5 protein-coding genes and 1 pseudogene are annotated in these 4471 nt (G+C 69.8%); 1 reads left to right on the forward strand and 5 read right to left on the reverse strand.

Features of this window, described 5'->3' with window-relative positions:
- Positions 1-87: 87 nt before the first annotated feature.
- From BN11_RS12040 to BN11_RS12060, 5 genes are all read right to left on the reverse strand, one after another.
- Positions 88-885 (reverse strand): DsbA family protein, encoded by a 798-nt coding sequence (locus BN11_RS12040; RefSeq protein WP_048698051.1) that lies wholly within the window; start codon positions 883-885, stop codon positions 88-90.
- 134 nt (positions 886-1019) lie between these two features.
- Positions 1020-1835, reverse strand: coding sequence for a tryptophan synthase subunit alpha (gene trpA, locus BN11_RS12045; RefSeq protein ID WP_048698053.1), 816 nt, complete (start codon positions 1833-1835; stop codon positions 1020-1022).
- The gene (gene trpB, locus BN11_RS12050) at positions 1832-3037 is read right to left on the reverse strand and encodes a tryptophan synthase subunit beta (protein WP_048698056.1); all 1206 of its coding nucleotides are present in this window, start codon (positions 3035-3037) and stop codon (positions 1832-1834) included. Before trpB ends, trpA begins: the two co-directional genes overlap by 4 nt.
- 37 nt (positions 3038-3074) lie before the next feature.
- Positions 3075-3884, reverse strand: a complete 810-nt coding sequence (gene trpC / locus BN11_RS12055; RefSeq protein ID WP_048701350.1) for an indole-3-glycerol phosphate synthase TrpC — start codon at positions 3882-3884, stop codon at positions 3075-3077.
- A 73-nt stretch (positions 3885-3957) separates the two neighbouring features.
- Positions 3958-4188: an HGxxPAAW family protein gene (locus BN11_RS12060; protein WP_048698059.1), complete on the reverse strand. Its 231-nt coding sequence runs from the start codon at positions 4186-4188 to the stop codon at positions 3958-3960.
- A gap of 79 nt (positions 4189-4267) precedes the next feature.
- On the opposite strand from BN11_RS12060, the pseudogene BN11_RS21890 reads away from it, so the two are divergent.
- Positions 4268-4471 (forward strand): annotated as a pseudogene (locus BN11_RS21890) (peptide chain release factor-like protein); the annotation flags it as partial.

Raw genomic sequence — 4471 nt, forward strand, 5'->3', positions numbered from 1 at the left:
GGCGGTGTCACTGCCATACCCAGTTCCCTCCCTCGTCAGGCCACGATGTGACCCGACGGGCTCCTGGCCCGGCCTGCCTGGCCCGGGCTACTTGGTGGCGGCCTCGACGACCTTGGTCAGGCCGTCGGCGGTGGCCACCTCGCCCAGCGTCTCGCCGGAGTAGAGCTTGTCGCCGATCTTCAGCGTCGGGGTGCCCGTGACACCGGCGGTGCCGGCGGACTCGTTGGAGGCGTTGATGTAGCTGGTGTATTTGCCGGCATCGACGCACTTGGTCCAGGTGTCCATATCGCCGACACCGGCGGTCGTGGCGAACTTCGAGACATCTGCCGTGGTGACCGAGTCCCCCTCGGGGTGCTGCGCGGTGTAGGCGGCGTCGTGGAACTCCTGGAACTTGCCCTGGTCAGCCGCGCAGAAGGCGCCATTGGCGACCGGCGTGGACTGCTTGGCCCCGGTCTTGTCGTCGAGGAAGTTCATGATGTGGTAGCGCAGTTCGATCTTGCCGTCCTTGGCCAACTGGGCCAGCGTGCTGCCCATCGCAGCTTCGTACTGCTTGCACGCGGGGCACTGGAAGTCCTCGAAGACGGTGACCACCGGCGCGCCGGACGCGAGCGTCACGTCGGCGAAGGAGCGGTAGCCGGCATCGACCGTCGCGCCGGCCGGCGGCGCGGTGTTGCCGGACCCGGCCTCCTTCTCGTTGTTCTTCTCGTTCCAGATCACGCCCCCGACGACGGCGATGATCGCGAGGATCGCGACGATGCCGGCGACGGTGATCTTGTTGGCGCTGCTCCCGCTCGCCTTCTGGGCGGCCTGGATCTTCGCCTGCCGGCTGTCCTGCGGGGTCGCGCCGGCGCGGGACCCGCGCTGCGCCGTGGGCTTCTTCGACATCTGCGAGTGGCTTCCTTCGGTGGGTGGTGCGGTATGCGGTGGTCAGGCTAACCGGGACGGTCGACAGGGACCTATTTGACGGCCTCCGCGACCACATTCTCCAGCGCTTCGCGTCGAGTTGCTGAGCTTGCTCATTAGCGCTTGCTCTCCCTCACGCCGGCCGCCAGTTCGCGGGTCACCTCTGCCAGACGCGCCAGGCCGGCCTCGGGCTCGACGTCGAGCAAGGTGGTCACCAGCGCGGAGCCAACGATGACCCCATCGGCGAACGAACCGACCTGCGCCGCTTGTTCCCCGGTGCTGACCCCCAATCCCACGCACACGGGCAGGTCGGTCGCGGCGCGGGTGCGCTCGACGAGTTCATCGGCCGCGGTGCCCACCGACGACCGGACGCCGGTGACGCCCATGGTGGAGGCGGCATACACGAACCCGCGGCAGGCACCGGTGACGGTGGCGAGCCGCTCTGGGGTAGACGAGGGCGCGACGAGGAAAACCCGGTCCAGGCCCGTCCGGTCGCTCGCGGCGATCCAGTCGCCGGCCTCGTCGGGGATGAGGTCGGGCGTGATCAACCCGCCGCCGCCGGCGGCGGCGAGGTCGTCGGCGAAGCGGTCGACGCCGCGGCGTAGCACGAGGTTCCAGTACGTCATCACCAGGGGCACCGCTCCCGCGTCGCGCACGGCCCGAGCGGCGGCGAAGACGTCCTCCACGCGGGTGCCGCCGGCGAGCGCCGCCGAGGCGGCCCGCTGGATGGCCGGCCCGTCTATGACCGGGTCGCTGTAGGGGATCCCGATCTCGACGATGTCGCAGCCGTTCTCGACGAGCGTGACCATGGCGCGGATGGAGGTCGCCACATCCGGGAAGCCGACCGGGAGATAGCCGACCAGGGCGGCCCTCCCCTCCTCGCGGCAGGTCTCGAAAACCGCAGCGGACCCGACGGCGGTCGCGGGCGTCATACCGTGCCCTCCCCTTGGGCGTCGATGAGACCGAACCACGCAGCGGCGGTGTGCATGTCCTTGTCGCCGCGGCCGGAGAGATTGACGAGGATCAGGCCATCGGGGCCCAGCTCGCGGCCCACGTCGAGCGCGCCGGCGAGCGCGTGCGACGACTCGAGCGCGGGGATGATGCCCTCGGTGCGGCACAGCAGCCGGAAGGCCTCCATGGTCTCCTCGTCGGTGGCGTAGCGATATTCGGCGCGGCCGATGTCCTTCAGGTGCGAGTGCTCGGGCCCGACGCTCGGGTAGTCCAAACCGGCACTGACAGAGTGGGATTCGAGGGTCTGACCGTCGTCGTCCTGCATCAGATAGGACATGGCGCCGTGCAGGACGCCCGGCTCGGCCGAGGCGAAACGAGCGGCATGCCGTCCGGACTCGACGCCCTCTCCCCCGGCCTCGACGCCGATCAGCCGCACGCCCTCGTCCTCGATGAACCGGTGGAAGATGCCCATGGCGTTGGACCCACCCCCGACGCACGCGATGACGGCGTCGGGCAGCCGTCCGGTCAGCTCGAGGACCTGTTGGCGCGCCTCGATGCCGATGATCTTGTGGAAGTCGCGGACCATCTCGGGGAAGGGGTGCGGTCCGGTGACGGTGCCGATGCAGTAGTGGGTGTCGTGGACGTTGGTGACCCAGTCGCGCAGGGCCTCGTTGATGGCGTCCTTGAGGGTGGCGCTGCCGTGCTCGACGGGGATCACCTCGGCGCCGAGGATCTTCATGCGCGCGACATTGAGAGCTTGGCGCTCGGTGTCGACCTTGCCCATGTAGACGGTGCAGTCCAGGCCCATGAGGGCGGCGGCGGTGGCGGTGGCGACGCCATGCTGGCCCGCGCCGGTCTCGGCGATGATGCGGCGCTTGCCCATCCGCCTGGTCAGCAGGGCCTGGCCGAGGACGTTGTTGATCTTGTGGGAGCCGGTGTGGTTGAGGTCCTCGCGTTTGAGGATGACCCGGGCCCCCCCGGCGTGAGCGGCGAACCGAGGCACCTCGGTGATGATGCTCGGCCGGCCAGTGTAGGTCTTGTGCAGGTGGTCGAGTTCGGCCTGGAAGTCCGGGTCGACCATGGCCTTCTGCCGGACCTCGTCGAGCTGTTCGAGCGCGGGGATGAGCGCCTCGGGCACATAGCGTCCGCCGAAGCGGCCGAAGCGTCCTGGGGCGTCGGACATTAGGTGCTCAGACTTGGGTTGCTCAGACGTATGTTGCTCAGACATGGGTTGCTCCCGTGGGGATTTCGGCCATAGCGGCGACGGCGGCGCGCGGGTCGCCGTCCTTGACGAGGGCTTCGCCGACGAGGACGGCGCGCGCTCCTTCGCGGGCGTAGCGCTGCGCGTCGGCGGGGACGGCGATGCCGCTCTCGGCGACGGCGACGACGTCGTCGGGGACCTGGTTGACCAGGCGCGCGAAGGCGTCGGCGTCGATGTCGAGGGTCTTCAGGTTGCGCGCGTTGACGCCGAGCAGCCGCGGCGCGACGGCGAGGGCGCGGTCGATCTCGGCCTCGTCGTGGACTTCGACGAGAGCCGTCATGCCGAGTTCGTGGGTCAGGTCGTGGAAGCGGCGGAGTTCGTCGTCGGTCAGGGCGGCGACGATCAGCAGCACGAGATCGGCGCCGTGGGCGCGCGCCTCGTGGAACTGGTAGTCGCAGACCATGAAGTCCTTGCGCAGCACGGGCACCTCGACCGCCGCGCGGACCGCGTCGAGGTCGGCCAGGCTGCCGCCGAAGCGACGCTGCTCGGTCAGGACGGAGATCGCGGCTGCGCCGCCTTCTTGGTATGCCGCGGCGAGACTCCCCGGGTCCGTGATCTCGGCGAGTGCGCCCTTGCTCGGTGAGGACCGCTTGACCTCCGCGATCACGCCGAGGGTCGACCTGGTCAGCCGGGGCAGGACCGGTCGGGCGGGTGGCGCGGCGGCGGCGGCCGCGACGACCTCGCGCAGCGGCATACGGTCCTCGCGGCGCGCCACGTCGTCACGGACACCCGCGATGATCGAATCGAGCACGGTGGCGTTGGCGGGCATGCCGATCACCGTAACCGGTGCGACGGGGACTGCCGATTCGAGGCCGGATCCCGGATGCCCGGGCCGGGGTCGCTCAGGCGTAGGGCGAGCGGACCGGGTTCTTCTCGCCGTAACCCATCTTGGCCAGGATCGGCCACAGCAGGGCACCGATGAGGAAGGCGACCCCGCCGGCGATGGCCAGGCTGGTGTTGGCCTGGATGATCGCCCAACAGATGACCGCGGCGGCCACGAGCATGATCATGGTGCTCACCCAGGCGGCCGTGCTGTTGCCGTGGCTGTCGTGCTCGTCCTCGTGGGTGCTCATGTCCTGCCTTTCGTGCGGTGGATGGCCGACGCCGTTCCGTCAGGAAGCGATTGTGGCAGAAGGCGTCGCCTGGGACGGCATGGGTGTGACGATTCGACCACGCCGGGTCGCACGGAGGGTCTCGTGGGAACCTGGGGATGTGGATCTTGTCGTGCCTCCGGGGCCGGGCCTGCCGGCCGGGCTCGTGGTGCCCGGTGAGCTCCTGCGCGAACGGTTCTCGCGCTCGAGGGGTCCCGGCGGCCAGGGCGTCAACACGACCGACAGCCGGGTCGAGGTCGAACTG

It is taken from the genome of Nostocoides australiense Ben110, assembly GCF_001050535.1.
Classification (GTDB): Bacteria; Actinomycetota; Actinomycetes; order Actinomycetales; family Dermatophilaceae; genus Nostocoides_A; species Nostocoides_A australiense.

Coding starts and splice junctions, on each gene's coding strand:
- BN11_RS12040 (WP_048698051.1), bottom strand. CDS start 885: ATGTCGAAGAAGCCCACGGCGCAGCGCGGGTCCCGCGCCGGCGCGACC.
- trpA (WP_048698053.1), bottom strand. CDS start 1,835: ATGACGCCCGCGACCGCCGTCGGGTCCGCTGCGGTTTTCGAGACCTGC.
- trpB (WP_048698056.1), bottom strand. CDS start 3,037: ATGTCCGACGCCCCAGGACGCTTCGGCCGCTTCGGCGGACGCTATGTG.
- trpC (WP_048701350.1), bottom strand. CDS start 3,884: ATGCCCGCCAACGCCACCGTGCTCGATTCGATCATCGCGGGTGTCCGT.
- BN11_RS12060 (WP_048698059.1), bottom strand. CDS start 4,188: ATGAGCACCCACGAGGACGAGCACGACAGCCACGGCAACAGCACGGCC.